Below are 23,321 nucleotides of genomic sequence, written 5' to 3' on the forward strand. Positions count from 1 at the left end.
TCCCGACGAATCGACTACTCGCCGGCCGGCCCGAGGTAGCCCCACGCGAGCAGTCGGTCGCCGTCGCCGTCTACCCAGCGCTCGCCGATGTCGTCGCGGTAGTACAGGTTCGGGATGACGATGTCGTCGACGCGGTCGTACGCCCGTTTTCTCGCCTCCTGCATCGTCTCGCCCTTCCCGGTGACGACGAGCGGGATGCCGCTTTCGCCGGCGGCGCGCCACTGCCCGTCGACGAGTTTCGCGTCCTCGATGTGGACGCCCTCGCGGCTGTCGGTCTCGAAGACGACCGCCGCGTTCCGCGAGTTCTCGTCGTAGGTCTTCTCGTCGGTGAAGGGAAACGGCGGCAGGACGATGCGGACCGCGATTTGGTAGCCACCGTGGACCGATAGCTCGGGGTCGTTGCCGTGGGCGAGGTCGTAGAAGAACTGCGCCGTCGACGACTCGAAGGACTCCTCTTGGAGCGTAATCGTCGGGTAGCCGAACCGCGGCGTGAACTCCAGCGGATAGATGCCGTGTTCGTTGACGATGCAGTTGATGTCGATGCTCCCGACGTAGCCCTCCTCGGCGAGCCACGGTTCGAGCCGACCCAGCGTCTCCTCGAACAGCCGGTTCCGCCCGGCCCAGAACATCGACGTGCCCATCTCGCCGGTCGAGGGGCCGATGTTGCCCGGAAAGAGCTTCTTGTGCTCGAAGTTGAAGTTCACCGGGTCGACGAACGTCTCCCCGTTGAAGAAGCCGCAGACGGCGATTTCGACGCCTTCGACCTTCCGCTGGAGCTGAAAGCCCTTCATCCGGTGGCCCCACGCCTGCTTGTACGCGCGGAGCACCTCGACCACGTCGCTCCCGTCGTCTTCGTTGCCGACGTAGAGGAGTCGCTTGACGTTCTGCACCTCGCCGAGCGGCTTGATGACGTACGGGGCGCGGTTCTGCCGGACGTACTCGATACCCTCGTCGAAGTCGTGGAAGACGCGCTGTTCGACCGTGTTCACGCCGTGGGACTCCAGTACGTCCATCGCGTAGCCGCGGTCCTCTTCGAGGCGGTCGGTGTTGGGCGTCCCGCCGACGACGGCGTGTCCCTCCTCGCGGAGTTCCTGCGCCAGCGCGCCGGTGCCGATGTCGGAGCCGACCCAGATGTCGTCGAAGACGGTCACGTCGGCCCACTCGACCTCCGCGCGCCAGTCGTCGGTCTTCGGGACGAAGCCGTCGCCGATCTCTTTGTCGCGCTCGGCCTCGATGTAGTACCGAACGTCGTGGCCCTCCCTGTGGACCTGCCACGCGAGGTCGGTGATGAGCGCGGCGTCCGCCGACACGAAGAGAAAGTTCATATCCCACGACTCGGGCGGCGGCCTGAAAACTGTGTGTGTGGTGAGAGGTAGCTCGGCAACCGCTCAGTCGCTCGCCAGTCGGCGAAGCTGGACCGAGACGCCGAGCGCCGCCCCGAGGAGCAACACGAGGTTGAACGCCGCTTGGAACGGCGCGCGGTACTCGGGGTTCACCCACGTCGTGATGGTCTGGCTGGCGTTGAAGTAGAACTGTAACGCCGCGATGAGCGCGAGCAACAGCAGCCCCGCGAGGACCGCGTAGTCGAGGTAGCGTCGCATCCGCTCCGCGAACTCTCGGTTCTCGCTTTCTTCCTCGTCGGTCGGCTCCGGGGTGGGCTCTCGAAGCCTGTCCACCCCCGACGCGTCATCGTCGGCCGTCGGTGGCTCGTCGGTCGTCGACTGCGCTGTCTCCGTCGGCGTCTCGTCGCTCATTTCGACCACCTCCGGGCGGCGAAGACGGCCGCGAGCAGTCCCACGACCGCCACTATCGGCCCGAAGCCGGGTGCCTGCGAGGAGGTCTCGGTCTGCTCGTAGTCGGTTCGCTGCGGCACGTCGCCGTCGCCGTTCTCGAAGTCTTCGACGCGGAGTTCCACGTCCTCTCTGGTCTGGTTCACGCTAATCGTCCTCGTTGGGTTCAGGTTCGCCGCGCCGCGGGCGGTGTCGATGACGACCCCGTCGCGGAGCAACACGGCGTCGATGTAGTAGTTGTAGTCGTTCGGGACGCTCGCCGACGCGTCCACCGTCTCGGTTCGGCCGGCCGCGATGGTCCCCGCGTCGACCGTCGTCCGGGAGGCCACGATGTTCGATTCGGCCTGCCGGAGGACGAACATCACCGAGAGGTCCTCGGCCGGGTCGTCGCCGGCGTTCGTCAGCGTCGCCGTCAGGTCGAGCGTCGTCCGGTCCTCGCCGGCCTCGGCGACGGCGAAAGAGACGGGCGGGAGCGCCTCGCTGTCGGTGAACGAGGTGGTCGACCGGAGGTACGGCGGCTTGATGGCCGAGACGCCGCGGACGCTCTTTCGCGCCTGGTCGACCCGCTCGTCGTCGCTGTAGAGGACGACCTCGATGTCGTAGCCGCCCTCGCGGGGGACCGTGAGGTTGGTCGTCGTCGCCACCTCACCCGTCTTCGAGAGCGTCCCGACGTCGAGTTCCTGCGTCGTCGTCAACAGCCCCGACTCGGCGTCGACGGCGCGGACGAGGACGCTCACGTTCTGCGTGGGATTTCCTCGGTGGTCGATGCGCGTCTCGATTTCGAGCGTGACCGTCTCCCCCGTCGCCTGTCCGGCCGCGATGGAGACGCCGGCGACGTCTACCGGTCCGGGACGGACGGGCCCGTCGTCGGTCGGGTCCGCGACGACCCCCGGAACCACGGCGGCGGCGACGAGCGCCACGACGACGACGCCGACCGCCCCGGCGGTGAGGAGGGCGTTTCTTTCCATACCCGACTGACATTTACGGCCGGGTATATGTTTTGTCCCCGATAGGTCGGCGGAGCGGGCGACACAACGGCGACGCCGCGGCCATAGAGACACCGCGGCCGTGGGGACTCGCCCGTCAGCGGGAGTGTCACGACGAGTGTGAACACACGCTTTGCTCTCGGGGCGCCTATCTCTGCTGCCATGTCGAAGGCGATGCAACAGGCGACGTGTTCGTGCGGGTTCAGCGTGACCTCCGAGAACAGAAACGAGGTCGTGAAAGTGATTCAGGAACACGCCCACGACGAGCACGGGAAACAGATGACGAGAGACGACGTGCTGGCGATGATGAAGCAGGCCTGACGAGCGCGGTCGGGCGTGGATTTTTATAGGACGGCGTAGCGATATGTGGCATGGCAACATACGTTATCGGGACGAACTCGGTCCACACCAGCGCCGAAGTCTGCGACTATCTCTCCCGGCGAATCGACGCCGGCGACGTGCTCCACGTCGTCAACTCCCACCGCGGCGGCGACGAGACCGACAGCGAGGACGTTCGCGACGGCGAGGACGCCCTGAACGTCGTCGTCTCCCGTCTCGGCGACCTCGTGGACGTGGAGACTCACCAGTACATCCGCGGTAACGACGCCGCCGACGACATCCTCCAGTGCGCCGACGAACAGGACGCGGACGAAATCGTCATCGGCGTCCGAAAGCGCAATCCGACCTCGAAAATCGTCTTCGGCAGCACGGCACAGGACGTGCTGTTGAACTCGAACATCCCGATGGCGGTCGTCCCGCTGGAAAAAGTCTAATCGTCGCGTCCGAGGTCGACCGCGGCCGCGTTAGTCTCCGGCTCGGTACTCGACGAGTACCATCTCGAACGCGGGCTCTTCGTCGCCTTCCTCCTCGTAGAACGCCATGTAGCCCGGCAGCGGGCTCTCCGGCGTGACGCAGCTCTCCCAGAAGACGCTCCCGTTCGTCCGGACGACGAAGTTCGCGCACTCCAGGCCGGCGTAGGTGGATATCTCCTCGACTTTGAAGCTCACGTTGCCGTTTTCGCCCGAGGCTTCCCAGCCGTCGCCGACGCGGAGCGTCTCGCCGTCGACCCCGCTGTAGTACGGCGAGTCGAAGCCGATGGTAGCGACCGAGCCCGACGGGCTTCCGGCGAGTTCGCCGTAAATCTCGTCCGGCGGCGCGCTCACGGTCTGCTCGCTCGTCGTGTTGGGCGTGACCAGTTTCGTCCGAATCGTCACCTCGTCGTCGGTCGCGGAGACGACCTCCCACTCGTAGGTGGCGGTGCCGTCGATGCTCGGACTCGTGATGTCGTAGCGGTAGTACTGCCCGGTCCGGTACCGCTGGTCCCACGTCCCGTTGAACGAAAACGAGGACCGTTCGGCGTCGCCGTCGCCGCTCTGGTCGGCCGATTCGCCGTCGGTGGCTGTCGCGGTCGCGTCTGTCGCACCCGTCGATGCGTCGGTCGCGGTCGTGGCGTCGCCGCCGACGCCGCCCCCGCACCCGGCGAGGAGAACCATGAGTGCCGCGAGAAGCACTCGCGCTGCTGTGGGTTGCATACAGGACAGAGAGGCCACCCGGGGTCATAATAGACACGTCAGACGGGGCGGCGCGGGGCGAACCGCGAGCGACCCGTTCAGTTCTCGCCGTCGGCTTCGAGCACCTTCTCGGCGAGCGTCGGCACGAACGTCCCGATGTCCGTGACCATGCCGATGGCCTGCGAGGAGCCGCGGTCGAGCAGTTGCGTGACGGTCGCGGGGTTGATGTCCACGCAGACGGTCTTCGCCGTCGAGGGCAGGCAGTTCCCGACGGCGACCGAGTGCAGGAGCGTCGAGAGCATGAGCACCATGTCGGCGCGGTGGGCCTGCTCGCGGATGGCGTTCTGCGCCTCGATGGTGTCGGTGATGGTGTCGGGAAGCGGGCCGTCGTCCCGAATCGACCCCGCGAGGACGTACGGCACGTCGTTTTTCACGCACTCGTACATCACGCCCTCTTTGATGAGTCCCTCCTCGACGGCCTCGGCGATGCCGCCGGCGCGGATGACCTCGCTGATGGTGTAGATGTGGTGTTTGTGGCCCTTTCGGGGGTGTTCCATCGTCTCCATGTCCATCCCGAGTGAGGTGCCGTACAGCCCGCGTTCGATGTCGTGGGTGGCGAAGCCGTTGCCGGCGGAAATCATGTCCACGTAGCCCTCGCGGACGAGTTCTGCGAGCGCGTCGCCGCCGCCCGAGTGGATGAGCGCCGGCCCGGCGACGACGAGGACGTTCCCGCCGTCTGCCTTCGTCTCGCGGAGCGCGTCGGCCACCTCGCCGATGAGCGATTCCGAGGGTCGCTCCGAGGAGACGCCGCCCTGCATGAACCCGAAGGGACCGGAGGCGTCGCGGGGCCGTTCCGGCGGCTTGACGCGAATCCCCGCCTCGTCGGTGACGACGAGGTCGCCCTCCTCGATGCCGTTGAGTACCTTCGTGTAGGCGCGCGGCCCGGTTTCGGTCTCCTCGATGACTATCGCGCAGTCCATCTCGATGTCCTCGACCGGGAGCCACTCGCCTTGATACCGAACGTCGGTCGGGTGGTTCGTCGTCGAATAAAAGCCCACGGGGACGACCCGGTCGGCCGGCGAGGCCTCGACGCGGGCGTCGACGGGGTCCGTGAGGTTCGCGCCGATTTGGTGGAGTTCGTGCAGTATCTCCTGGAGCGTCTCGCGGTCGTCCGCGGACACCGACATCCGGCAGTAGGAGGTCTCGTCTTTCTGCCGGCCGACGTCGAACTGCTCGACGTCGAAGTCCCCCCCGAGGTCCATCACGATGCCCATGGCCTGTTGCATCATCCCCGAGTCGATGATGTGGCCGTCGAGTTCGACCGTTCGCGTGAACGTCATCGACGGAGAGACGGGAGAGGCGGCAAAGTGGGTTACGGACGCGATGACGCGGAGAAAAGACGGAGTCGGACGGAGTCGGACGGAGTTCGGTTCGGCCCGTGTTCAGAGGAAGAAGCCCTTGAACGTGTTGGCGACGGTCCAGACGACCTGGTCGACGGGGTGGCCCTTCTCGCCGGAGACGCGGATGCGGTCGTCGGCGAGGGCGTCTTGAACCTCCGCGAGCGGGTCAGGCGAGTCGGCGATGGTTTCGAGGGTCTGTCGGTCCGTCGTGATTCGGGTCGACGCCTCGTCGTTGGGGCCGGTGGAGATGTCGTCGATGCGCATGTCGTCTTGCACCGACGCCGAGAACACGTGGGTCTCGTCGCCGTCTTCGACGTAGACGTTCACCGTCTTCCCGGCGATGAGGCTCCGCGCGAACGAGACGTCGAGCTGTTCGACGTTATCGTTGTACAGCGCGACGCCCTCTTCGAGGAGCTGTTGCATCTCCTCGTCGCTCGGCGTCTCGGACTGTGCGAACACCGGGGCGGACGCGGCCACCGCGACGAGCGCGACGGCGAGGAACAACGAGACGAAACGTGTGGATGTGGACATTTCTGTGTGGTATAGGCCGGGCGAGGACATAATGGTTCGCGCGAGCGTTCAACGAGGTGACTCGTCCCCGTCAGCGAACCGTTCGGAGGAACGACAGGAGGTGGCCGAACGTCTGTTCGAACGCCCGGTCGTAGTGGTCGAAGTGACCGGCGGGGAGTTCGACCAGCGTCGACTCCGGTAACTCGTCGGCGAGGGCGGCGACCGCGTCGGCGGGCGCGAGGTCGTCGCGCGTCCCCGAGACGAGGAGCGCCGGGCAGGTGACGGCCTCCGGGTCGGGGAGCGCACGGTAGCGGAGCAGCGAGAGGAACAGCCGAGCGGGTGTCTCGTCTCGCCACGCGCTCCCCGGGGGCACGAGGTCGCGGTAGGCGGCGCGCACGCCGGGGTCCTCGAAGACCGCCATCGACGAACCGTCGCCGACGACGGGGACGCGATACGGGCCGAGGAGCCGCGACTGGAGTTTGTCGCGGACGGCGGCGGCAACCGCCGCGAGCGTCCCTTTGACGCCTCGGCCCCGCGTGACCCCCTTCCCGTCGAGCATGGGGTTCTGGGCGACGACCGCGGCGACCCGACCGTCTTCGGCCGCCGCGCGGAGCGCGTAGCCGCCGGAGAGCCCCGCCCCCCAGAGGACGAGCGAGCGCGAGTCGATTTCGTCGCGCCCGCGGAGTCCGTCGAGCGCGGCGTGCCAGTCGGCGACCTGCGAGTCGGGGTCCACGAGATTCCGGGGTTCCCCGTCGGAATCACCGGTGTTCCGGTAGTCGAAGAGGAACGCCGCGTAGCCCGCCTCGGCCAGTCGCTCGGCGTAGGGGCGGAGACCGAAACGACGCTCCGCGGCGAGTTCGCCCGCCATGACGACCACCGGCGGCGACTCGACGCCGTCGGGGCGGTAGAGCCAGCCCGCGCAGTTCGTCCCCTCGCTCTCGAAGGTCAACGCGACGCGGGAGTACTCGAAGTGGGAGGGTCGGCGCGGACCGCGCGCGGCGGGCGGCTCGCCGCGGTGACGCCACGCGCTCACGCGTCTCCCTCCTCGTAGAGGCTGTCGAGAACGCGTTGGGACAGTTCCTCGTCGTCCAGCGAGTAGTCGTTGTACGCGCGAATCCAGTCGGCTTCGAGCGTCCACGTCGCCTGCACGTCGCCCTCGCTTCGGAGCACCGTCGCCTCGACGGTCCTCGGGTTGAACTCGTCGTCGCGAGCGAGGTCGAGGAAGGCCGTGACGGCCCGCCCCACTTCGCCGTGGTCGGGTTCGACGTCCGGAAACGCCGTGAGATAGGTCAGCGAGACGGCGTCGTCGAGCGAGACTGACTCGACGCTGATACCGTTGCCGCGGAGCGCCTCCTCGACGGCGGCCGTCGGTTCGAGGTCGTTCATACCACGCGATACGACTGCCGGCGGCTAAACGTTTGCCGCGAGACAGGACGACGCGCGGGTCCGACCGACGGTGTCGAGCCGGGTCGGCAGGGGGAAACGATTCAGTCCGCGGTCGCGCCGGCCCGGCGGAGCGCGTCGTGGAGCGAAAACAGCGGTTCGATGTCGCCGGCGGCGTAGTCGACGAGGAGCCGAGTGAGTTCGGCGTGCGTCCGCGTGTGTCCGAGCCCCGCGACCACGCCGTCGACGTACGCCTCGCCCAACGCCTCCCCGACGTGGGCTCCCTTGACGTGGCCGTCCTCGATGCCGAGGCGTTCGAGGTAGCCCGCCGGGAGGTCGTAGTCGTCGTACCAGACGGTCGGCTGGTCGACGCCGGCTTCCTTGCACGCCTTCCACAGCGCCGGAATGTCGCGGTTCGGACGGACCGCCTCCGGGTACGCGTCCGCGGCGAGGGTTCCGAGGTCGACGTGGTCGGCGAACAGCGCGTCGATTCGACGCGGCGCGTCCGCCCAGACGCCGGCGTCGGCGACTCGGTCGGCCCACGCGCGGAGGTGGTGTTCGTCGAAGTACTCGCCGTTGTAGGTGACGACGCCCTCGTCGCGCGCCTCGCACCACTCGACGACCCGTCGGAGGAGGTCGGCGGTGTGTTCAAGCGACCAGTCGCCGTCGCGGAGGAGCACTTCGACTTCGACCTCGGGGTCGTCGCCGTCGCCCCGGTGGCCGAGGCCGACGGCGACCAACTCGAAGTCGTCGGTGTTCCGGAAGTCGCTCGGCGGGCCGTTCGGGCTGGCCGTCTCGATGTCGACTGCGAGTCGCCCCTCGTGCATACCCCGCTGTTCCGGCGGCGGCAGTCAAAAGTGGCCGGATTGTCCGGCGGTACGGTGGTTCGAGGCGGTCGCGCCGCTCTCGGTGCGAGCGCGTCAGAAATGAGGTGATGTGGAAGTGACGTTCGCCGCGAGCGTGCGGCGGCAGTCGAGCGCGTCGGTGCTCGCTATTCGGAGCCGAACATGTTGCGCATCATCGGGTGCATCTCCATGAGCTGTTCCTCCGCGATCTCCTCGTACAGCTTGTACGTGATGGAGACCGTAAGGAGCAGCCCCGTCCCGGAGACTGCGCCGATGGTGCCGAGCATGTTCGCCATGACGGCGAGCAGGCCGACGAGCGCGCCACCGATGACGGTCACTTGCGGGATGTACCGCTCCATGACCTTCTCGATGACCTGCGGATTGCGTCGGAACCCGGGAATCTGCATCCCGGAGTTCTGAATCTGTCGCGCGGTCGATTCCGGACCCATGCCCGTCGTCTCGACCCAGAATATCGCGAACACCGCGCCACCGACGATCATGAAGACCAGGTCGATGAGCACGCGGATGGCGATGTCGAGCGGGTCGGCCGACGTGAGCCCGAGGAACCACATCCAGTCGGACCGCGACTGGATGGGCGCGAGGTAGTAGAACAGGCCACCGGTGACCTGCCCGCTCGTGTACTGGCCGAGCCACGCTGGCATGGCGGCCCACGAGTTGTTGAGGATGCGCCCGAGGAACTGGATGTTCGCCTGCAGGGCGCGGACGAGGATCATCGGCAGGACGCTCGCGTAGATGAGCTTGACCGGGAAGCGACCGCGGGCACCCTTCACGCGGGCGTGCGAGAGGGGAATCTCGACGCGGACGCTCTCGGCGTAGACGACGATGCCGAAGATGAGCACCGTCGTGACGAGCGCGAGCAGCTGTCCCTGACCGAGGAATATCGTCGACAGCAGGTCGGTCGGCGAGGCCGGCAGTTCGATGGCACCGGTGACGATGCCGATCCACGTCGGGAAGAACCCGGACGCGCCGCCGAGGCCCTCCCAGCTGAACAGCCCACCGACGAGCTGCTGGCTGACGCCGGCGATAATGAACAGGCCGACCCCGGAGCCGACGCCCCACTTGCTGACGATCTCGTCCATGAACAGGATGAGGACACCACCGACGGCGATCTGCGCGAAGATGAGTCCCTTCACGCCGAGCGTACCGATGCCGAGCGACGCCGCTACGGCCTGGTCGGCCGGCAGGAAGTTGCCGGCGAACACCATCGGTAGACCCGTCAGGACGATCATGACCCCGACGAGCAGCTTCTGCAGACCCTGATAGAGGATCTGGTCGCGCGGGTTGTTGTCCGTGTCGAGCCCGAGCAGGTCAGCACCGCCAAGCAGTTGTAGGACGATGCTCGCCGTGACGATTGGACCGATACCCAGTTGGAGCACCGAGCCCTGCTGGCCGGCCAAGATGGACCGGAACTGACCGAACAGGTCGTTCGCGGTCGCGGCGTCGACGCCGAACAGCGTCACGTTCGTCAGGAAGAAGTACAGAACGAGGATACCGCCAGTCCACCCGAGCTTCCGGCGGAACGGTACGTGTCCCTCCGGTCGGGCGACTGCGGGCATCCGCGCCAGCACTGGTTCGGCGGCGTCCTTCCATCCCATGATTTATTCCTCGTCGTCCTCGTCGGCGTCGGCCGATTCCTCGGCCTCCGCCGCTTCTTCGGCGCGTTCGGAGAGTTCGGCGTTGCCGCCCGCCTCTTCGATGAGTTCGACGGCACCGGCGGTGAAGGCGTCGGCGACGACGTGCAGTTCGTTACGAACCTGCCCGCCACCGAGCACCTTCACGACGTCCGCTTCCCAGCCGTCCTCGGCCACGTCGCGGGCGTCGATGGTGTAGGTGTCGCCGTCCTTCTCGGCGACTCCGTCGGCCGCGAGGAGCGCCGCGTCCTCGTCGAGCTTCTGGATCTTGACTTCGGCGACGTCGTCCTGCAGGACGTCAGGTCGCTTGAAGCCGTGCTTGCCGAGCGGCTCGTAGTTGTGGAACTCGTGTTTGTCGCGTCCGGCGCGGCCGCGACCGCCGCGGTGACCGGCACCGCGTCGGTTCTTGTGCGTACCGCCGCTGTGCGTGCGGGAACCGCGTTGGCGTCGCTTCTTGGACGTCATCGCATGTCCTCCAGGAGCTCGTCGATCTGTTCGGTGCTGTGCTTTCCGAGTTGGCCACCTTCCTTGGTGACGTGCTTCTGTCCGCGGTGACCGCCGCGCGGCGGGTGCAGACGGAGCACGGGGGAGACGCCCTGCTTTCGCAGCGTCGTCTCCTCGTCGACGATGGCCTGCGCGAGCGCGGCCACGTCGTCGTAGTCGGTGTTCTCGGAGACCCACTCGTCGGTGATGTCGCCGTCGCCCTGCTCGGGCTCGGCGCGCGTGCTGATGAGGGTCTCGACGACGTCGACGCTCGGCTCGCCGTGCGCGACGAAGTCGTTGACCTTCGAGATCATCCCGCGGTAGGCGTCCGTTTCCGGCACGAACGTCGCGTGGTTCACGCGGTGGATGTTGAGCATCGAGAGCGTGTCGCGGACGTCCTGTGCGATGTTGACCTCACCGCGAAGCTGAACGATAGCCTGCATTATTCGCGCACCTCCTGACGCACTTCACGAGCGCGCTGCGGCGTACGAGACTGCGACGCGTTCTTGAGCGCGTTGTAGGTCGCCTTCGCGAGGTTGACCGTGGTCCGGGTGTTCCCGTCGCTCTTGGTCCAGGCGTCCTGGATGCCGGCGAGTTCGAGGATGTTCCGGACGGTCTCTGCGGCCGCGAGGCCGAGACCCTGCGGGGCGGGGATGATGCGGACCGTCACGGAGCCGGCCTTGCCCTCTGCCTTGCGCGAGAGGGAGTTGAGGCCGCCTGCGCGGTCTTCCCACGACCCCGAGCCGCGGTCTACCTTGATGATGTTCAGTTTCGCCACCTCGATGGCTTTCTGGATGGCACCGCCGACCTGGTCGTCGCGGGCCTCAGCGTAGCCGAGGTAGCCGTCACGGTTCCCGACTGCGACGACACACCGGAACTTCACCCGGCGGCCGGAGTCGGTCATGCGCTGGACCATGTTGATGTCGAGCACCTCGTCGTCCAGTCCGGGAAGGAGCTGGTCGACGAGCTGGGGTTCCTTGAGCGGAAGTCCCGTCTCGAGCGCCTGGTCCATCGACGTGACGTCGCCGTTCTGCACCATGCGGCCGAGCCGCGTTCGCGGCTCCCAGCCGTTGTTATTTCTGCTCATTCGTCCTCCTGAAGGTTCCCGAGCACTTCGTCGAAGTGGTCGGGGAGGTTCGTGGCATCGAAGTCTCCACTGTAGAGCGGCTCGTCGAGCTGCTCTGCGTACTCGGCGATGTGGACACCGCGGTTGCGGTCCCAGTCAGCGAGTACTGCATCGTTGTGGGGGATTTCGAGGCCAGCGTCGATAGCACCCTCCTGCACCGCGAAGACCTTGTTTCCGGGCGTGGCCGTGTTGAGGCCGATGTCGAGGACCGCTTCCTCGACGCCGGCGGCCAGCGCCCGCTTACCTGCCAGATACCCCGTGAGGTACGCGCTCGGGAGGTTGCCCGTGGGGGCTTCCCAGCCGTACTCGTCGAGGTCGGCAGAGGTCGCTGCAGCGTGGGTCTCGTCGCCCTGCGGGCCCGGAGTGACCAGCTGCGCCCTGACGTGCTTGTTGCTCACGCGAGCAACGAGGCGGGGCTTGCCCGATTTCAGCAGGCGCAACCTTTGATGGTAATCGGTCCGGACTTCGCGGCGACGCCGCATCGGAACCTTGTATCGTGGTCCGGTCGCCATTATTGAATCTCCACCTGGTAGTTGTTCTGAATGTACGCTTCGAGCCGGTCCACGCTATCGAATTCGCCACCGGACGCCTTGTTGTAGAGCGTGCGGTACTGGGAACGGTCGAGCGTTCCGTCCTCGCGAAGCTCCTTCAGGCGACGGCGCTGGGCGCGGATTCGGCTGACCCATGCGTCTTTCTTGTTCTGTCGAGCGCCGGAACGGCCCTTGCGGGAGCCGGCACCCTTGCGGTGACCGTAGGAACGCTTGGCGGCGCGCTCGCGTGCGCGACCCTTCGAGTTGCCCTTGGCGTCCTTGGCGCGAATCGTGCCCTCGTCGACGAGTTCACGGATGTCTTCGCGCGTGATGGCCTCCGCGATTTCGGCCTGTTCCTCTGGGTCGAACCAAACTCGACCCTTGCCGACGTCGAGGACGTCGGCCGCCATTCGCTTCTGCGCTTTGAGGTCCGTCATCAGTTGTCCACCTCGACTTCGACGTAGGTGGGGTTGAGGACGCGAATCTCGCGGTCCTCACACGCTTCCTCGATGCGCTCGCGCTTGCGCGCGCCGACCGAGGAGGCGATGCGAACTGCCTGCGTATCGCCGTCGATGCCTTCGAGGTCGTCCGTGTTGAACACGCGGACCTCCTCGAAGCCCGACGGGTGCAGGCCGCGGGCGGCCTTCGGCGTGCGGTAGCCCGCCTCGACCTTGGGGCCCTTGCCCTTGATGCCGATACGCTGTTTGGAGAGCCCACCACGGGGGCGACGCCACGACGTGGGCGTGCGCTTCTTCTTGTGGTGGTCCTGCCGGTTGAACTGCGGCTTGCCCTCGCGGCGCTTCTGCGCCAGGGCTTCCGCGGTTTCCTCGTCGAGCTGGGGCTTCTTGTCCGCGTGACCGCGGGGCTGAAGCTCCGTCTCGACCTCTTCGGCTTCCTCTTCCTCTGGCTCGGCTTCGGACTCGTCTTCGACTTCGGCCTCGGCCTCGTCGGAGACCTCGAGGCCACCGACGTCGGCTTTGATACGCGCGGCGAGCGCGTTACCGATGCCGTCGACCTCGGCCAGTTCGGACTGGCTCGCGGCCTGTACGTCGTCGACGCTCTCGAAGCCGGCTTCGCGGAGTGCGTCGGCCTTCGACGGGCCGACGCCGCTGATGTCTTCGAGTTCGGTGATTTCTTCCGACATTAGGCATCACCAGTCTGCGGTTTCTGGGTGATGTACACGCCGTCGGTGAACACGCGAGTGTCCTTGTCCTTGACGCGGGTGAGTTGTTCGATGTCGGCGGCGGTCTGCCCGACGTCCTCCTTGTTGGAGCCCGTCAGGGTGAGTTCTTCGCCGTCGACCTGTACGTCCGTGTCGCCGCGAATCTGCGCTCGTCGCGGGGACTTCTCGCCGAGGAAGTTCTTGATGACCACGTCGCTCCCTTCGACACTAACCTGCATCGGGAAGTGAGCGTAGTGGACTTCCATCTTGTACTCCCACCCCTCGGTCGCGCCGTGAAGCATGTTGTTCACGTGGCTCTCGAAGGTACCGATGGTCGCGTTGGTCTTCGCGTTCTCGACGTCGCTCTCGATGACGATTGCGTCGTCTTCGGCGGAGACCGAGACGTTCGGGTACCAGAGGCGCTTGGTGACGCTTCCGTTGGGGCCCTCGATGGTGAGCTCGAGGTTTTTGACCTCGGCGGATACCTCGTCCGGGATTTCGATTTCTATTCGGCTCATTGTTCTAGTAGACGTAGGCGATGATCTGGCCACCGATGCCCTTCTCGCGGGCCTCGTAATGGCTCATGACGCCGTGGCTCGTCGTGACGATGAGCGCGCCGTAGTCACGGGCGGGGAGGAATCGCTTCTCCCATTTCTCGAAGTCGTCGGCTCCGGCGGAATACCGGGGCTTGACGACGCCACAATCGTTGATTGCGCCTTTCAGTTCGACCTCGAACAGACCGGCCTTGCCGTCGTCGACGAACTCGAAGCCGTCGATGTACCCGCGGTCGTAGAAGACCTCGAGGACGGAGCCGATGATGTTGGAGGCGGGCTGGATCTCGTGGGACAGATGTCCGACGCTCTCGGCGTTGTCCACACCGGAGAGAGCGCTACTGAGTGGGTCGTTGTCAGCCATTGCTTATCGGTACTTCTTGAATCCCATCTCGCGGGCGATCTCTCGGAAGCACTGGCGGCACAGGTTGATGTCGTACTTGCTGACAAGTCCCTGCTTTCGACCGCAGCGCCGGCACTCGTTCTCCTGGCCGGTACGGCGGGATGCGTGCTCGCCCGTCTGTTCTGTTTCGCTATCGCTCATTCTTCAACCTCCACGTCGAACGTGGACTCGATGAACGCGACGGCGTCCTCGACGGTCATCCGGTGGGACGACGGAATCTGGCGGGAACGCTTGTCGCGCTTTTTCACTCGGTAGCCGGGGCGGACGAGGTTGACCGTCACGTCCAGCCCGTAGATACCGATCTGCGGGTCGTACTCCTGGCTCGGGAACTCCGTGTGCTCTTCGACGCCGAAGCCGAAGTTGCCCGTCTGGTCGAACGACGAGACGGAGAGGTCCGCGATGGGGAGTGCGGTTTCGAGGAACTCGACGGCGGTGTCACCACGGAGGGTGACCTTCGCGCCGACGGGTTCGCCGCGGCGGACGCCGAAGTCCTGCGAGGCGCGGCCGGAGATCGTGCGAACGCTCTCCTGACCGGTGATCTCCTCGAGGATGTCCTCGGCCTTCGCGAGTTCGCGACCACCTTCGCCGACGCCCATGTGGACGACGACCTTCTCGATGCGCGGGTCGCGCATCGCGTGGAAGTCAGCCTCGCTCATTCGTCATCACCCGTGAAGTTCTCGTCGATGACGACGACGTACTGTTCGACCGTCTCGAACTCGCCGTCTTCGGTCTCGACGACAACGGAGTTGTTCCCGCTGCCGGGCGTGACGATAATCTCGGTGATTTCGCCGATCTCGCCGGAGTGCCGTCCGTTGACGGCCGTGACGAGCGCGCCTTCCTCGTAGGGGAAGTGCGCGACGACGTCCTTCGTCTCGTTGTCGACGACGATGGAGTCCTTGCCGCTGTACTCCGAGGCGTCCTCGACGATGAGGGTCGCCCCGTCGTGGAGCGTCAGCTGGAAGTCGCCACCGCCGACCTGCGTCTTGTTCACGATCTTACCGAGACGGCTGGATGCCGAGTCGGCGTCGATGGGGGTCAGCGCCAGGCGGCCTCCCTCGTCGGGGAAGACGCGGTAGTACTCCTCTCGCTGGACGAACGCCAGGATGTCGAACATCCCGATGGGACGGCGGACGTCGGAAGCCACGTCGCCGTTGACCAGAATGCTCTGGTGGTTGAGGGCGTACTGGGCCTCCTTCTTCGAGTCCACGTAGCCGAGCACGTCGCGCAGGACGATGAGGAGGGGAACCCCCTCTTCGCCGTGCGGACCCGCTCCGGCCTTGACCGTGAACGTGCCTGTCTTGCGCTCGACCGGCCAGGACTTCGGTACGGACAGTCGCTTCTGGTGTCGAGTCATTCGTTATCCTCCTTGAGTCGGGCCTCGCGCACGTCGTCTTCGAGGTCCAGTTCCGTCACGCGGACGTTACTGGCCTGAAGGGGGCGTGGGACCTCCTCGCCGTCGGCTTTCTCAACGGTGACGCCGTCGACGTAGATGACGGCGTCGGTGAGGTCGACCTCGGTGACTTCGCTTTCTTCGCCGGCGAAGTCGCCGCGGAGCACCTCGACCGTGTCGCCCGCGTTGACGCGGACGTTACGGCTGCCGTACTCCTCGCTGAGGTCGTCCGACAGCGGTGCGCGGACCTGCTTTTGCCGCTCGTGGAGCGGCGCGTCGCGAATCTGGGTTCGCTGTTTGCGCGGTTGTCGAGTCATACTATACAATCATCGTAGCCGTCGATGCGATACTCCCGAAGCGCTCGGCGACTTCGCGTGCGACGGGACCCTTGATTTCGGTCCCGCGAGGCTCTTCCATCTCGTCGATGATGACGGCGGCGTTGTCCTCGAACTTCACACGCGTGCCATCGGGCCGGCGGATGGATTTCCGCTGGCGGACGATGACCGCTTCGAGCACCTGGCGGCGCATCTCGGGGGTACCCTTGGTGACTGAGACGGTCACCTTGTTCCCGATGCCTGCCTTGGGGTGGCGGTTCTTCGTGCCGGAGTAACCCGCGACGCTGATAATCTTCAGTTCACGAGCGCCGGTGTTGTCGGCGCACGTGACCAGCGAGCCACGGGCGACACCCTTGGTGATGTCCGCTTTGAGCGCTTCCATCACTCGTCACCTCCGATAATCTCGACGACGACGTGGGATTTCGTCTTCGAGAGAGGTCGGGTCTCCGCAATCGTTACTTCGTCACCGACAGCGACGTCGTCGAGCACGCCCGGCACGTGTGCCGGGATGCGGGAACGTCGCTTCATGTAGCGGTCGTACTTCGGAACGAATACGTCGTACTCCCGCTCGACGATGACGGTCTTTGCCATGTCCGTCGAGACGACTGTCCCCTCCAGGGTCTGACCCCGGACGGAGAGCGAGCCGTAGAACGGACATTTTTCGTAGTCGTAAGCCTCGGAATTGTCTGGTTCCGGAGGCATTGGAACGTCAAGTCCTATCGCCATTTCGAGTCACCTGTAGTTTCGGTGCGCAGGGCGGGTCGTGAGAGCAGTTGTGCGCCATCCACCGTAACGTAGGCCGCGCCCTCGCAATTCCCGGGACGGGAAGCCGCCGATGATGAGTCGGCGAGCCGATCAGACTGACTGGCATCAAATCCGCCAGTAGTATCCGACCGAAGTTTGGACGCGGTCCCCGACGCCTTCGCGGCGCCGGCGGCTTCATCTGTACGCGGAATCTCGAATTCGAAGGTCGCCCCTCGTTTCGGCACCTGCCGCACCCGGGACCCGTCGTCGACCATGAGCGTGTGCATCGTCTCGACGACGATGCGACCGGCTATCCCGACGAGGTCGGGGTTCGCCGCGTCGACGACCTCCACGTGGAGGCCGTTGAGCTCGTGTCGCGTGAGGGTCTCGGGTGTGAGTGGCATTTTATTCTTCGTCGAGGTCGCCTTCTTCGCCCTGAATCGTCTTGATTCGGGCGATGGTCTTCTTCAGTTCAGAGACGCGGCCGGGGTTCTCCGGCGCGCCACCCGCGGCCTGCACGGCCTTCGCGTTGAGCAGCTCCGTCTCGAGCTCTTCGAGCTCGGCGGTGCGCTCTGCGGGCGTCATGTCGCGAATCTCTTCGGTGTAGAGGATCGCCATTTATTCTTCCTCCGTTTCTTCGTCGTCGTCTTCCATCTCCGCGACGAGGTCGGCCGCCTCTTCGGCGACGTCTTCGTCGAGTTCTTCGTCGTCGTCGACGACTTCCTCGACCGCTTCGTCGTCCTCGTCGTCGGCTTCGTCGACGACTTCTTCTTCGACCGCTTCGACGGCCGCTTCCTCGACGACGTCTTCGTCGACTGCGTCCGTCTCGGCGTCGGCCTCCTCGGAGACGTCCGGAACTTCCTCCGGCTCCTCTTCGAGGAGGTCCTCGACGCTCTCGGTCTCTTCGATCTGTTCGACCGCTTCGGGGTTCGCGTCTTCCTCGACTTCGAAGTCGTCGGGGAGCTTCGCACCCGGCGGGATGATCTTGACCGTCACGCCGATGGTGCCGAGCTTCATGACTGCGACGCCCTGGCCCTCGTCGACGATCTCCTGTGCGGGCTCGCCGTTGTGCTTGATGTAGCCGCGGTTGAACTTCTCGACGCGGGAGCGAGCGCCCGTGACCTTACCGGAGAGGACGATTTCGGCACCGAGGGCGCCGGCGTCCATGATGCGGTCGATGGTCGTGTGGCCCGCCTTACGGAAGTACCAGCCGCGCTCGAGCGCGTTGGCGAGGCGGTCGGCGACGATCCGGGCGTTGAGGTCCGGCTCGTCGACTTCCTGCACGTCGATCTGGGGGTCGTCGAGGTTGAATCGCTCTTCGAGTTCGCGGGTGACCTTACGGATGTTCTTCCCGCCTTTCCCGATGACCATCCCGGGCTTTTCGGCCTTGAGCACGATCTGGGTGCCCATCGGCGTCTTGGCGACGTCCATGCCGCCGTAGCCCGCTCGGCCGAGCTCTTCGGCGAAGAACTCGTCGATCTGGGACCGCTGCAGTCCGTTCTCGATGAATTGGTGTTCGTCAGCCATTATTCCTCGACCTCTTCGATGATGAGTTCGACGTCACAGATTGGGGTGTTCCACGGGTCCGCCCGACCGAAGGCGCGGGGCTTGCGACCCTGACGTTCGCCGACCTTGTGGGCGGCGACGTGCTTGATCTCCATGGCCGGTCCGTCGAACCCCTGTTCGGTCGCGTTGTTGCGAACGTTTTCGAGGAGTTCGAGGAACGCCTTGGACGCCTTCTCGGGGTACCGTCCCGCGTCCCAGCCGTCGATGTCGCTTCGGTGACCGACACCGGAGTTGTGCTGCTTGAACGGAACCGACCGCTCGCCGTCGATGACGGCTTCGAGGTACTCCTCTGCGTCGGCGACGGGCATCCCCTTGATGGCTCGGGAGATGGCCTTGCTGTGCTTGATGCTGATGGGCCGGTCCCGGAGCATACCCTTGGCCGTGGTGTCCGGGTCGGCCTCGACGCTGTAGTTGATTCCCATGGTTTACTTGAGGGGCACGAACTTCGAAGACCGGGTCGCGCCGATACCGGCCTGACCGTGCTCGACCGAGCTACGGGTCAGCTGGAACTCGCCCAGGTAGTGACCGATCATCTCGGGCTGAATCTGGGTGCGTTCGAACTCCTGGCCGGTGTAGACGGCGAAGGTGAGACCGACGAATTCGGGGAGAATCGGCATGTCACGCAGGTGCGTTCGAATCGGCGTGTTAGCCGTCTCCTCTTCCGTCTTGTCCTGAGCCTTCGCGAGCAGTTTCTCGTGCTCGGCCGACAGGCCTCGGGTGATGGTTCGCCGCTGACGAGCGGGGAGCAGTTCCGCGACCTCGTCGAGCTCCATGTCCTGCAGCTCGTCGAGCGTGTAGCCGCGGTAGGTGAACTCACCTTCGCGGCCGGTGCGGTATTGCGTACTCATGGTTACTTACCTCCCTTGCCACCGCGACCGGTGCGTTTGGAGGCGATGTCACCGACCTTCCGGCCCGGCGGAGCGTTCCGCGAGACGGACTTCGGCTGACCGGGGTGCTGCCGGCCGCCGCCACCGAACGGGTGGTCGACGGCGTTCATAGCAACACCACGCACGCGCGGCCACTTGATACCGCGCGCTTTCATCTTGTGGTACTTCTTGCCTGCCTTGACGAACGGCTTCTCCGTGCGGCCGCCACCGGCGACGACGCCGATGGTGGCTCGGCAGTTGGGGTTGAGGCGCTTGACCTCGCCCGACGGGAGCTTCACGATGGCGACCTTGCGGTCGTGCGAGAGAAGCTGCGCGCTCACGCCGGAGGCGCGGGCGAACTTCCCGCCGTCGCCGGGCTGGTGCTCGACGTTACAGACGGGGACACCCTCGGGAATCTCGGCGAGCGGCAGCGTGTTGCCGGGCTTGATTTCGGCGGAAACGCCGATCTGAAGCTCTTCGCCGACGGTGACACCCTCGGGCGCGAGAATCATGCGCTGTTCGTCCTCGAACTCGACGAGGGCGATGGGCGCGCTGCGTGCGGGGTCGTGCTCGATGCCGACGACCGTGCCCGTGATGGTGTCTTTCTCCTCGGACTTCTTGTGCGACAGTTCGGCCTTGTAGCGGTGCGACGGCGCCCGGAAGGTGGACGTACCGCGACCACGACGCTGGCCCTGAATTCGGCGTCCCATGGTTAGAACACCCCGATACGCGACGCGACTTCCTGCGCGTCGTCGTCTTCAGAGAGACGAACTGTTGCTTTCTTCTTGCCTTTCATCGTGACCTGCGTGTTGACCTTCTCGACGGTCACGTCGTAGCGCGACTGGACTTCGTCCTTCACGTCGGACTTCGTCGAGTCGATGTGGACGATGAACTGGAGCTTGTTGTCGAAGTCCATCTGGTTCATCGCCTTCTCCGTGACCAGCGGGTGTTCGATGATGCTCATCGTTCTGCGACCTCCTCGAGCGCGCTCTCGGTGAAGAGCGTGAGGCGACCGGCGTGGGTGCCGGGCGCGAGGTCCTCGGCGGAGACGTTCGCCGCGGTGGCGACGTCGACGCCGGCGAGGTTGCGAGCGGCCTTCGAGGGCTCCTCGGCCGTCACGAAGAGAATGGACTTCGGACGGGTGTACTTGCGACCGCGGAGCTTGCCCTGGCCGCCTTTGACCTTCTTGTTCTCCTCGGAGCGCTCGATGTCGTCGTAGACGCCGAGCGACTGCAGGAGGTCGACGACCTCCTTCGTCTTGACGAGGTCCTCGAAGTCGTCGGAGACGACGAGGGGGAGCTCGACGTCGTCGTCGAAGCGGTGACCGCGCTCGGCGACCAGCTCGGGGTCCGTCGTGGCGGCGAGCGCCGAGCGGACGGCGAGCTTACGCTCCTTCGTGTTGATCTCCTTCCCCTGGTCCTTCTCGGCCTTCGGCGGGTGAGCGCGACGGCCGGAGACGGCGTGCGGGACGCGTCGGGCGACGCCGTTCTGGCGTGGGTCGTGGGACATCCCACGGCCGCTGCCCATGGACTCTGCCGGGGTTCGAAGTCCGGCGTAGGGGTCGGCACCGTACGGCTGTTTTCGGTTTGCCTGCGCGGCGATGACGGCACGCTTGATGAGGTCGGGACGGTAAGCCGTCTCGAAGACCTCGGGCAGGTCGATGCTGCCCGCGTCGTCGCCGTTCAGGTCTCGGATAGTTGCCTGCATGGATTATCCCTGGTTCGATGCGGTAGAGACGTAGCGCACCTCGGGGTCGAGGCGCGGCTGGTCGTTCGGCCGGATGGCCGGGCGGAACCGCAGAAGGCGCTTGTTGGGGCCCGGCAGCGAGCCCTTGATGAGCGCGTAGGAGCCGTCGACCTCGCCGTAGTTGACGAAGCCACCTTCGACGGAGGCCTCGTCACCCTCACCGAGGTCGATGAGGCGCTTGTTGAGCTCGGTGCGCTGGTGGTAACCAGTCTGACCGAGCTGCGGAACCGTAGAGCGGACACGGGACGGGTTCCAGGGGCCGAGGTTGCCAATACGGCGTCTCCAGCCCTGGCGGGCGTGCTTGCCCTTACGCTTCTGGACGCCCCATCGCTTGACGGGACCCTGCGTACCCTTACCCTTCGTGACACCCGCGGCGTCGAGGTACTCGCCGGCGCGGAACACGTCGGACATCTCGTGTTCGCCGCCCTCGGCAACGAGGTCGAGGGCGAAGTCGGCGCGCTCCACCATGGAGCCGCCACCGACGCGAGTCTCCATCACGTCGGGCTTCTTCTTGGGCACGTTCGCGAGCTCGGCGGGCACCGTGTGCGTGATGACGCGGAGGTCATCGACTTCGCCGGCCTCGACGGCCTCGCGAAGCGCGTCGGCGTCCGAGTCGAACGTGTTCTCTGCCGGCAGGTCGAGGACGCGGTCGAGTTCGTCGTGGAACTCGTCCGTCCAGACCTCGGTCTGCGGCTTCATACCGTACGGCGTCTGCTCGTAGGCGCGAAGGGCGACGGCGCGCATCGGCGGCGTCTCGACGACGGTCACCGGGACGGACTCCTCCATTCCCTCGCGGGGGGAGTCGGCCTCGTCGTTGACCATCATGACGTGGGTCATACCGGCCTTGTAGCCAGCGAATCCCTGCAGTGCAGGGGAACCGTCGTCACTTGGCCACGACTTGATACGCGGGACCTCTTTGGTCACACGCTTGCGGGGGCTGAAGCCCATCGAGCCTTTTCGTGGTCTGCTTGGTTGTGGCATGGATTCACTCCGTGAGTGTCAGGGAGGCGAGGGAGGCGAACATCGCTTCTTCTGTTCGCACGACCTCGCTGCCCTGTCGCGGAATCGTATTGAGCCAGAGGTCGAACCCCGGACCAACGGAAGGTTCGACGTCTGCAACATCCTCGGGAGACATCCCGAGCATGTCCGGAAGCCCACGGCCCGGCGACCCGAAGACGACGGTCATGCCGCCGGCATCGGTGATGCGGGCCGTCAAGTCGCCCAATGTGGGGACCGACAGCGGTTCGCCATAGCGAGACGTGGCGATTCGCACGCCCGCATCTGGCCTGCCGAGTGCTTCCGTGAGGTCCATGCGGGATACGTCGAAGCCCGGGAGGGGCTCGTCGACGATCCGCGCACGGACCGGTTCTCGCGAAGAGATCCTGACAGCGACGCGCTCTCCCTCTGTGAGGTCCATCCCGGGAGGGACGAACAGGGAGATCGGGTGTTGCATTCCGCAATTGACCCGAACGCGGTCGTCAGGTCCGACCTCGGTCACGATTCCTTCTCGCAACGCGGGCGACTCGTCAGAGTCGTCCGCGGTCGTAGACGCCACGAGAACGGGCGGCAGGATACCAGCGTAGCGGAGTTCGTCGCGCTTGCCCCAGACCTCCTTGCGGAGGTAGGGGGGCGTCGCGGCGTACCGAAGTACGGTTTCGACGAACTCGCCGCCCCACTTGTTCTCGCCGTCTTCGTCGGGGAAGACGACGAGTTCGTTCGCCCGGAAGACCGCCGCCGCGCGGGCGACGTAGCCGAGTTTGCGAGTTGCCTCGCGTTGATCTTCGGCTTCCCGGACGAGTGAGGACGGCACGAGTACGCTGAGTTTCATGCCGGGTTCATCCTCGTCTCGTCTAGACTGTGGCGTTTGTACCGGGGGCCTACCTAAAAGAGTAGCGAATCCGTTCTGGGGTGGTAGAGCGTCCCACGACCCAGTTTGTGGACGATTGGCGAATGACGCGTGGTACGTAATTACACGGTCGACGACAGGTCGGCGAAGGCGAATCTCACGTGGTAGCAGGTGGCGCGCCGTCGCCCGATTTCTCCCCCGTTTCGCAAGTCTTATTTATCAACCCGACACTATCGAGTAACGCAGCAGCACGCCACGATACACGCGGAATGCGCTGGTAGTGTAGTGGTATCACGTGACCTTGCCATGGTCACAACCTGGGTTCAAATCCCAGCCAGCGCACTTCCACCACATGCGTCGGTAGTGTAGTGGTATCACGTGACCTTGCCATGGTCACAACCTGGGTTCAAATCCCAGCCGACGCACTTCTACAACGAATCTACCTTCCGAGCGACCGCTGTGCGTGTCGCTCGGACTGTGAGTTGTGAATGCGGGA

General features: G+C 65.6%; 36 protein-coding genes and 2 tRNA genes. 4 read left to right on the forward strand and 34 right to left on the reverse strand.

What is annotated here, in order from left to right:
* Positions 1–14: 14 nt before the first annotated feature.
* The 3 genes from ABY42_RS12645 to ABY42_RS12655 all read right to left on the reverse strand — a co-directional run bounded on the left by ABY42_RS12645 (position 15) and on the right by ABY42_RS12655 (position 2,758).
* Positions 15–1,325, reverse strand: a complete 1,311-nt coding sequence (locus ABY42_RS12645; RefSeq protein WP_050459668.1) for a phosphoribosylamine--glycine ligase — start codon at positions 1,323–1,325, stop codon at positions 15–17.
* A 63-nt stretch (positions 1,326–1,388) separates the two neighbouring features.
* Positions 1,389–1,763 (reverse strand): hypothetical protein, encoded by a 375-nt coding sequence (locus ABY42_RS12650; protein WP_115805068.1) that lies wholly within the window; start codon positions 1,761–1,763, stop codon positions 1,389–1,391.
* Positions 1,751–2,758 (reverse strand): DUF7490 domain-containing protein, encoded by a 1,008-nt coding sequence (locus ABY42_RS12655; RefSeq protein WP_004974975.1) that lies wholly within the window; start codon positions 2,756–2,758, stop codon positions 1,751–1,753. The genes ABY42_RS12650 and ABY42_RS12655 overlap by 13 nt, the downstream gene beginning before the upstream one ends.
* A 180-nt stretch (positions 2,759–2,938) precedes the next feature.
* Here ABY42_RS12655 and ABY42_RS19080 point away from each other — a divergent pair, with 180 nt between their 5' ends.
* Both ABY42_RS19080 and ABY42_RS12660 read left to right on the forward strand, forming a co-directional pair.
* The gene (locus tag ABY42_RS19080) at positions 2,939–3,097 is read left to right on the forward strand and encodes a DUF1059 domain-containing protein (protein ID WP_081605197.1); all 159 of its coding nucleotides are present in this window, start codon (positions 2,939–2,941) and stop codon (positions 3,095–3,097) included.
* A 50-nt stretch (positions 3,098–3,147) separates the two neighbouring features.
* A complete protein-coding gene (locus ABY42_RS12660; protein WP_008095356.1) occupies positions 3,148–3,549 on the forward strand; it encodes a universal stress protein in 402 nt (133 codons plus the stop codon).
* 30 nt (positions 3,550–3,579) lie between these two features.
* On the opposite strand, the gene ABY42_RS12665 is transcribed toward ABY42_RS12660, so the two are convergent.
* From ABY42_RS12665 to ABY42_RS12815, 31 genes are all read right to left on the reverse strand, one after another.
* Positions 3,580–4,269, reverse strand: a complete 690-nt coding sequence (locus tag ABY42_RS12665; protein ID WP_004974969.1) for a hypothetical protein — start codon at positions 4,267–4,269, stop codon at positions 3,580–3,582.
* Between the two features lie 116 nt (positions 4,270–4,385).
* On the reverse strand, positions 4,386–5,627 hold the full coding sequence (locus tag ABY42_RS12670) for an ornithine cyclodeaminase (protein WP_004974966.1): 1,242 nt from the start codon (positions 5,625–5,627) through the stop codon (positions 4,386–4,388).
* A 102-nt stretch (positions 5,628–5,729) separates the two neighbouring features.
* Positions 5,730–6,218 carry a hypothetical protein gene (locus ABY42_RS12675; RefSeq protein WP_050459670.1) on the reverse strand — a complete coding sequence of 163 codons (489 nt, stop codon included), beginning with the start codon at positions 6,216–6,218 and terminating at the stop codon, positions 5,730–5,732.
* Between the two features lie 70 nt (positions 6,219–6,288).
* Positions 6,289–7,230 carry an alpha/beta hydrolase gene (locus tag ABY42_RS12680; protein ID WP_050459671.1) on the reverse strand — a complete coding sequence of 314 codons (942 nt, stop codon included), beginning with the start codon at positions 7,228–7,230 and terminating at the stop codon, positions 6,289–6,291.
* The gene (locus ABY42_RS12685; protein ID WP_050459672.1) at positions 7,227–7,583 is read right to left on the reverse strand and encodes a hypothetical protein; all 357 of its coding nucleotides are present in this window, start codon (positions 7,581–7,583) and stop codon (positions 7,227–7,229) included. The genes ABY42_RS12680 and ABY42_RS12685 overlap by 4 nt, the downstream gene beginning before the upstream one ends.
* 101 nt (positions 7,584–7,684) lie before the next feature.
* Complete coding sequence (locus ABY42_RS12690; protein WP_050459673.1) at positions 7,685–8,407, reverse strand: hypothetical protein; 723 nt, start codon at positions 8,405–8,407, stop codon at positions 7,685–7,687.
* Positions 8,408–8,571: 164 nt separating this feature from the next.
* On the reverse strand, positions 8,572–10,041 hold the full coding sequence (gene secY, locus ABY42_RS12695; protein WP_004974957.1) for a preprotein translocase subunit SecY: 1,470 nt from the start codon (positions 10,039–10,041) through the stop codon (positions 8,572–8,574).
* A gap of 3 nt (positions 10,042–10,044) precedes the next feature.
* The gene (locus tag ABY42_RS12700; protein WP_004974953.1) at positions 10,045–10,542 is read right to left on the reverse strand and encodes an uL15m family ribosomal protein; all 498 of its coding nucleotides are present in this window, start codon (positions 10,540–10,542) and stop codon (positions 10,045–10,047) included.
* Complete coding sequence (locus ABY42_RS12705; protein WP_004974952.1) at positions 10,539–11,003, reverse strand: 50S ribosomal protein L30; 465 nt, start codon at positions 11,001–11,003, stop codon at positions 10,539–10,541. Before ABY42_RS12705 ends, ABY42_RS12700 begins: the two co-directional genes overlap by 4 nt.
* Positions 11,003–11,647 (reverse strand): 30S ribosomal protein S5, encoded by a 645-nt coding sequence (locus ABY42_RS12710; RefSeq protein ID WP_049905066.1) that lies wholly within the window; start codon positions 11,645–11,647, stop codon positions 11,003–11,005. Before ABY42_RS12710 ends, ABY42_RS12705 begins: the two co-directional genes overlap by 1 nt.
* Positions 11,644–12,198 carry a 50S ribosomal protein L18 gene (locus ABY42_RS12715; protein ID WP_004969595.1) on the reverse strand — a complete coding sequence of 185 codons (555 nt, stop codon included), beginning with the start codon at positions 12,196–12,198 and terminating at the stop codon, positions 11,644–11,646. The genes ABY42_RS12710 and ABY42_RS12715 overlap by 4 nt, the downstream gene beginning before the upstream one ends.
* The gene (locus tag ABY42_RS12720) at positions 12,198–12,653 is read right to left on the reverse strand and encodes a 50S ribosomal protein L19e (protein ID WP_004974946.1); all 456 of its coding nucleotides are present in this window, start codon (positions 12,651–12,653) and stop codon (positions 12,198–12,200) included. Before ABY42_RS12720 ends, ABY42_RS12715 begins: the two co-directional genes overlap by 1 nt.
* Positions 12,653–13,360, reverse strand: coding sequence for a 50S ribosomal protein L32e (locus ABY42_RS12725; RefSeq protein WP_004974943.1), 708 nt, complete (start codon positions 13,358–13,360; stop codon positions 12,653–12,655). Before ABY42_RS12725 ends, ABY42_RS12720 begins: the two co-directional genes overlap by 1 nt.
* Complete coding sequence (locus tag ABY42_RS12730; RefSeq protein ID WP_004974940.1) at positions 13,360–13,896, reverse strand: 50S ribosomal protein L6; 537 nt, start codon at positions 13,894–13,896, stop codon at positions 13,360–13,362. The genes ABY42_RS12725 and ABY42_RS12730 overlap by 1 nt, the downstream gene beginning before the upstream one ends.
* Before the next feature lie 4 nt (positions 13,897–13,900).
* Positions 13,901–14,293 carry a 30S ribosomal protein S8 gene (locus ABY42_RS12735; RefSeq protein ID WP_004042581.1) on the reverse strand — a complete coding sequence of 131 codons (393 nt, stop codon included), beginning with the start codon at positions 14,291–14,293 and terminating at the stop codon, positions 13,901–13,903.
* 3 nt (positions 14,294–14,296) lie between these two features.
* On the reverse strand, positions 14,297–14,473 hold the full coding sequence (locus tag ABY42_RS12740) for a 30S ribosomal protein S14 (RefSeq protein WP_004042587.1): 177 nt from the start codon (positions 14,471–14,473) through the stop codon (positions 14,297–14,299).
* Positions 14,470–14,988, reverse strand: coding sequence for a 50S ribosomal protein L5 (locus ABY42_RS12745; RefSeq protein ID WP_004974920.1), 519 nt, complete (start codon positions 14,986–14,988; stop codon positions 14,470–14,472). Before ABY42_RS12745 ends, ABY42_RS12740 begins: the two co-directional genes overlap by 4 nt.
* The gene (locus ABY42_RS12750) at positions 14,985–15,686 is read right to left on the reverse strand and encodes a 30S ribosomal protein S4e (protein ID WP_004974919.1); all 702 of its coding nucleotides are present in this window, start codon (positions 15,684–15,686) and stop codon (positions 14,985–14,987) included. Before ABY42_RS12750 ends, ABY42_RS12745 begins: the two co-directional genes overlap by 4 nt.
* Positions 15,683–16,039, reverse strand: a complete 357-nt coding sequence (gene rplX / locus ABY42_RS12755) for a 50S ribosomal protein L24 (RefSeq protein WP_004974918.1) — start codon at positions 16,037–16,039, stop codon at positions 15,683–15,685. The genes ABY42_RS12750 and rplX overlap by 4 nt, the downstream gene beginning before the upstream one ends.
* 1 nt (position 16,040) lies before the next feature.
* Positions 16,041–16,439, reverse strand: a complete 399-nt coding sequence (locus ABY42_RS12760; RefSeq protein WP_004974917.1) for a 50S ribosomal protein L14 — start codon at positions 16,437–16,439, stop codon at positions 16,041–16,043.
* A complete protein-coding gene (locus tag ABY42_RS12765; protein WP_049905065.1) occupies positions 16,439–16,783 on the reverse strand; it encodes a 30S ribosomal protein S17 in 345 nt (114 codons plus the stop codon). The genes ABY42_RS12760 and ABY42_RS12765 overlap by 1 nt, the downstream gene beginning before the upstream one ends.
* Complete coding sequence (locus ABY42_RS12770) at positions 16,774–17,205, reverse strand: ribonuclease P protein component 1 (protein WP_049967753.1); 432 nt, start codon at positions 17,203–17,205, stop codon at positions 16,774–16,776. The genes ABY42_RS12765 and ABY42_RS12770 overlap by 10 nt, the downstream gene beginning before the upstream one ends.
* A 1-nt stretch (position 17,206) precedes the next feature.
* Positions 17,207–17,419, reverse strand: coding sequence for a 50S ribosomal protein L29 (gene rpmC, locus ABY42_RS12775; RefSeq protein ID WP_004062417.1), 213 nt, complete (start codon positions 17,417–17,419; stop codon positions 17,207–17,209).
* Positions 17,420–18,328 carry a 30S ribosomal protein S3 gene (locus tag ABY42_RS12780; RefSeq protein ID WP_004974914.1) on the reverse strand — a complete coding sequence of 303 codons (909 nt, stop codon included), beginning with the start codon at positions 18,326–18,328 and terminating at the stop codon, positions 17,420–17,422. It lies immediately after the preceding gene.
* On the reverse strand, positions 18,328–18,789 hold the full coding sequence (locus tag ABY42_RS12785) for a 50S ribosomal protein L22 (protein WP_004042608.1): 462 nt from the start codon (positions 18,787–18,789) through the stop codon (positions 18,328–18,330). Before ABY42_RS12785 ends, ABY42_RS12780 begins: the two co-directional genes overlap by 1 nt.
* Positions 18,790–18,792: 3 nt before the next feature.
* Complete coding sequence (locus ABY42_RS12790) at positions 18,793–19,215, reverse strand: 30S ribosomal protein S19 (RefSeq protein WP_004974913.1); 423 nt, start codon at positions 19,213–19,215, stop codon at positions 18,793–18,795.
* 2 nt (positions 19,216–19,217) lie between these two features.
* Entirely contained in the window at positions 19,218–19,943 is a 726-nt protein-coding gene (locus ABY42_RS12795) for a 50S ribosomal protein L2 (protein ID WP_004974912.1), read from the reverse strand.
* Positions 19,944–19,945: 2 nt separating this feature from the next.
* Positions 19,946–20,197 carry a 50S ribosomal protein L23 gene (locus tag ABY42_RS12800; protein ID WP_004974911.1) on the reverse strand — a complete coding sequence of 84 codons (252 nt, stop codon included), beginning with the start codon at positions 20,195–20,197 and terminating at the stop codon, positions 19,946–19,948.
* The gene (rpl4p, locus tag ABY42_RS12805) at positions 20,194–20,940 is read right to left on the reverse strand and encodes a 50S ribosomal protein L4 (RefSeq protein WP_004974910.1); all 747 of its coding nucleotides are present in this window, start codon (positions 20,938–20,940) and stop codon (positions 20,194–20,196) included. Before rpl4p ends, ABY42_RS12800 begins: the two co-directional genes overlap by 4 nt.
* A 3-nt stretch (positions 20,941–20,943) precedes the next feature.
* Positions 20,944–21,960, reverse strand: coding sequence for a 50S ribosomal protein L3 (locus ABY42_RS12810; protein ID WP_004974909.1), 1,017 nt, complete (start codon positions 21,958–21,960; stop codon positions 20,944–20,946).
* Positions 21,961–21,964: 4 nt separating this feature from the next.
* Complete coding sequence (locus ABY42_RS12815; protein ID WP_004974908.1) at positions 21,965–22,807, reverse strand: putative RNA uridine N3 methyltransferase; 843 nt, start codon at positions 22,805–22,807, stop codon at positions 21,965–21,967.
* A gap of 289 nt (positions 22,808–23,096) precedes the next feature.
* Between ABY42_RS12815 and ABY42_RS12820 the strand changes: the two genes are divergently transcribed.
* Both ABY42_RS12820 and ABY42_RS12825 read left to right on the forward strand, forming a co-directional pair.
* A tRNA-Gly gene (locus ABY42_RS12820) sits at positions 23,097–23,167 on the forward strand.
* A gap of 12 nt (positions 23,168–23,179) precedes the next feature.
* Positions 23,180–23,250: transfer RNA gene (locus ABY42_RS12825), tRNA-Gly, on the forward strand.
* Positions 23,251–23,321 lie beyond the last annotated feature (71 nt).

It is taken from the genome of Haloferax gibbonsii, from assembly GCF_001190965.1.
Classification (GTDB): domain Archaea; phylum Halobacteriota; class Halobacteria; order Halobacteriales; family Haloferacaceae; genus Haloferax; species Haloferax gibbonsii.

Excerpts from the sequence above, each read along its gene's own strand:
- ABY42_RS12645 (WP_050459668.1), bottom strand. The coding sequence starts at position 1,325 with ATGAACTTTCTCTTCGTGTCGGCGGACGCCGCGCTCATCACCGACCTC.
- ABY42_RS12655 (WP_004974975.1), bottom strand. The coding sequence starts at position 2,758 with ATGGAAAGAAACGCCCTCCTCACCGCCGGGGCGGTCGGCGTCGTCGTC.
- ABY42_RS19080 (WP_081605197.1), top strand. The coding sequence starts at position 2,939 with ATGTCGAAGGCGATGCAACAGGCGACGTGTTCGTGCGGGTTCAGCGTG.
- ABY42_RS12660 (WP_008095356.1), top strand. The coding sequence starts at position 3,148 with ATGGCAACATACGTTATCGGGACGAACTCGGTCCACACCAGCGCCGAA.
- ABY42_RS12665 (WP_004974969.1), bottom strand. The coding sequence starts at position 4,269 with ATGGTTCTCCTCGCCGGGTGCGGGGGCGGCGTCGGCGGCGACGCCACG.
- ABY42_RS12670 (WP_004974966.1), bottom strand. The coding sequence starts at position 5,627 with ATGACGTTCACGCGAACGGTCGAACTCGACGGCCACATCATCGACTCG.
- ABY42_RS12675 (WP_050459670.1), bottom strand. The coding sequence starts at position 6,218 with ATGTCCACATCCACACGTTTCGTCTCGTTGTTCCTCGCCGTCGCGCTC.
- ABY42_RS12685 (WP_050459672.1), bottom strand. The coding sequence starts at position 7,583 with ATGAACGACCTCGAACCGACGGCCGCCGTCGAGGAGGCGCTCCGCGGC.
- ABY42_RS12690 (WP_050459673.1), bottom strand. The coding sequence starts at position 8,407 with ATGCACGAGGGGCGACTCGCAGTCGACATCGAGACGGCCAGCCCGAAC.
- secY (WP_004974957.1), bottom strand. The coding sequence starts at position 10,041 with ATGGGATGGAAGGACGCCGCCGAACCAGTGCTGGCGCGGATGCCCGCA.
- ABY42_RS12700 (WP_004974953.1), bottom strand. The coding sequence starts at position 10,542 with ATGACGTCCAAGAAGCGACGCCAACGCGGTTCCCGCACGCACAGCGGC.
- ABY42_RS12705 (WP_004974952.1), bottom strand. The coding sequence starts at position 11,003 with ATGCAGGCTATCGTTCAGCTTCGCGGTGAGGTCAACATCGCACAGGAC.
- ABY42_RS12710 (WP_049905066.1), bottom strand. The coding sequence starts at position 11,647 with ATGAGCAGAAATAACAACGGCTGGGAGCCGCGAACGCGGCTCGGCCGC.
- ABY42_RS12715 (WP_004969595.1), bottom strand. The coding sequence starts at position 12,198 with ATGGCGACCGGACCACGATACAAGGTTCCGATGCGGCGTCGCCGCGAA.
- ABY42_RS12720 (WP_004974946.1), bottom strand. The coding sequence starts at position 12,653 with ATGACGGACCTCAAAGCGCAGAAGCGAATGGCGGCCGACGTCCTCGAC.
- ABY42_RS12725 (WP_004974943.1), bottom strand. The coding sequence starts at position 13,360 with ATGTCGGAAGAAATCACCGAACTCGAAGACATCAGCGGCGTCGGCCCG.
- ABY42_RS12730 (WP_004974940.1), bottom strand. The coding sequence starts at position 13,896 with ATGAGCCGAATAGAAATCGAAATCCCGGACGAGGTATCCGCCGAGGTC.
- ABY42_RS12735 (WP_004042581.1), bottom strand. The coding sequence starts at position 14,293 with ATGGCTGACAACGACCCACTCAGTAGCGCTCTCTCCGGTGTGGACAAC.
- ABY42_RS12740 (WP_004042587.1), bottom strand. The coding sequence starts at position 14,473 with ATGAGCGATAGCGAAACAGAACAGACGGGCGAGCACGCATCCCGCCGT.
- ABY42_RS12745 (WP_004974920.1), bottom strand. The coding sequence starts at position 14,988 with ATGAGCGAGGCTGACTTCCACGCGATGCGCGACCCGCGCATCGAGAAG.
- ABY42_RS12750 (WP_004974919.1), bottom strand. The coding sequence starts at position 15,686 with ATGACTCGACACCAGAAGCGACTGTCCGTACCGAAGTCCTGGCCGGTC.
- rplX (WP_004974918.1), bottom strand. The coding sequence starts at position 16,039 with ATGACTCGACAACCGCGCAAACAGCGAACCCAGATTCGCGACGCGCCG.
- ABY42_RS12760 (WP_004974917.1), bottom strand. The coding sequence starts at position 16,439 with ATGGAAGCGCTCAAAGCGGACATCACCAAGGGTGTCGCCCGTGGCTCG.
- ABY42_RS12765 (WP_049905065.1), bottom strand. The coding sequence starts at position 16,783 with ATGGCGATAGGACTTGACGTTCCAATGCCTCCGGAACCAGACAATTCC.
- ABY42_RS12770 (WP_049967753.1), bottom strand. The coding sequence starts at position 17,205 with ATGCCACTCACACCCGAGACCCTCACGCGACACGAGCTCAACGGCCTC.
- rpmC (WP_004062417.1), bottom strand. The coding sequence starts at position 17,419 with ATGGCGATCCTCTACACCGAAGAGATTCGCGACATGACGCCCGCAGAG.
- ABY42_RS12780 (WP_004974914.1), bottom strand. The coding sequence starts at position 18,328 with ATGGCTGACGAACACCAATTCATCGAGAACGGACTGCAGCGGTCCCAG.
- ABY42_RS12785 (WP_004042608.1), bottom strand. The coding sequence starts at position 18,789 with ATGGGAATCAACTACAGCGTCGAGGCCGACCCGGACACCACGGCCAAG.
- ABY42_RS12790 (WP_004974913.1), bottom strand. The coding sequence starts at position 19,215 with ATGAGTACGCAATACCGCACCGGCCGCGAAGGTGAGTTCACCTACCGC.
- ABY42_RS12795 (WP_004974912.1), bottom strand. The coding sequence starts at position 19,943 with ATGGGACGCCGAATTCAGGGCCAGCGTCGTGGTCGCGGTACGTCCACC.
- ABY42_RS12800 (WP_004974911.1), bottom strand. The coding sequence starts at position 20,197 with ATGAGCATCATCGAACACCCGCTGGTCACGGAGAAGGCGATGAACCAG.
- rpl4p (WP_004974910.1), bottom strand. The coding sequence starts at position 20,940 with ATGCAGGCAACTATCCGAGACCTGAACGGCGACGACGCGGGCAGCATC.
- ABY42_RS12810 (WP_004974909.1), bottom strand. The coding sequence starts at position 21,960 with ATGCCACAACCAAGCAGACCACGAAAAGGCTCGATGGGCTTCAGCCCC.
- ABY42_RS12815 (WP_004974908.1), bottom strand. The coding sequence starts at position 22,807 with ATGAAACTCAGCGTACTCGTGCCGTCCTCACTCGTCCGGGAAGCCGAA.